Genomic DNA, 1,544 nt, shown 5'->3' on the forward strand with positions numbered 1-1,544 from the left:
GTAACTATTCAGCCCATTTCCCAGGCGGCTCGCCAACGGGCTGTTTTCTCTGGCATAGTCAGTCCATCAGGCGTGCGGCTCATCAGGTGACATGACCATCAGCGATATCAATGTCGAAGACGCCCTGGCGCGGGTCCGGCAGCAGCTCAAGGAAGATACATCGGTCTCGCCTTCCCTGCGGGCGGCCATCGACGTGCTGATGCTGCTGGTCAAGCTCATGGCCGACCGCTTGACCACCAGCAGCCGCAACAGCAGCAAGCCGCCCTCGCAAGATCCCCACCGTCAGCGCCGTTCACGGGCCACGGGCCAGCGTCGCCCGGGCGGGCAGCCGGGCCACGAAGGCAGCACATTATCGCCGGTGGCCGAGCCCGATGAGATCGTCCCGTTGCGCGTGGATCGGCGGCGGCTGTCCAAAGGGCAGACCTATCACGTCGTCGACGTCGAGAAACGCCAGGTCCAGGACATTGTCATCCAGGCCGTGGTCACGGAATACCAGGCCGAGGTGCTGGAAGATGATCAGGGGAAGCGCTACGTGGCGCCCTTCCCCGAGGGCGTGACGCGGCCGATCCAGTACGGCTCGCGACTCAAGACGCAGGCGGTCTATCTCTCCCAGTTTCAACTGCTGCCCTACGCGCGTATTCGTGACCTGCTGCAGTCACAGTGCGGTGTGTCACTCAGTACCGCCACGCTATTTGCCTTCAACCAGGAGGCCTACCAGCGTGCCGAGCCCTTCGCACAGTGGGTCAAGCCGGCCCTCCAACAGGCCCGCACCGTTCACGCCGACGAGACCGGCATGCAGGTGGGCGGCACGCGCTACTGGCTGCATAGCGCCTCCAACGAAACGCTGACCTGGCTGGCCCCGCATCCCAAGCGGGGCCAGGAGGCCATGAATGACATCGGCATCCTGCCCTACGTGACCGGCGTGCTGGTACACGATCACTGGAAGCCCTATTACCGCTACACGCAGTGCCAGCATGCGCTGTGCAACGCCCATCACCTGCGTGAGCTGACCGGTGTCTGGGAAAAGGAGCAGCAGCGCTGGGCGCTGCAGCTGCATGATCTGCTGGTGGCCATGAATGACGCGGTCGACAAGGCGGAAGGCGCCTTGCCTGCCCGCGTTGCCGCCCAGTGGCGACAACGCTACCGTCACTGCCTGACGGAGGGCGAAGCCGAGTGCCCGCCACCGGCCAAGCCGCCGCCGGGGACACGCGGGCGCGTCAAACGCAGCAAGGCACGAAACCTGCTCGAACGCCTCCAGGCGTACGAGGACGACGTGCTGCGTTTTCTTGACGACCCCGCCGTGCCCTTCACTAACAACCAGGGTGAACGCGACCTGCGCATGACCAAGGTCCAGCAGAAGATCTCGGGCTGCTTTCGGGCCTGGGAAGGGGCCGAGATCTTCTGTCGAATGCGCAGCTTCCTGTCGACATCCATCAAACAAGGGCTCTCCGCCCACGCGGCGTTGGAGCAGCTGTTCGCGGGTCAGACGCCGGACTTCATGCGGCCAGTTGAAGACGATCAGGCCGCATGAACTGAATAGTTAC

At 64.1% G+C, this 1,544-nt stretch carries 1 protein-coding gene; it reads left to right on the forward strand.

Annotation, left to right across the window (positions count from 1 at the left end; genetic code table 11):
- Window positions 1-91 precede the first annotated feature (91 nt).
- Window positions 92-1,531 carry an IS66 family transposase gene (locus ACESMD_RS15590; protein WP_372614769.1) on the forward strand — a complete coding sequence of 480 codons (1,440 nt, stop codon included), beginning with the start codon at window positions 92-94 and terminating at the stop codon, window positions 1,529-1,531.
- Window positions 1,532-1,544 lie beyond the last annotated feature (13 nt).

Origin of the sequence: Halomonas sp. (assembly GCF_041689495.1) — a bacterium.
Lineage (GTDB): Bacteria > Pseudomonadota > Gammaproteobacteria > Pseudomonadales > Halomonadaceae > Halomonas.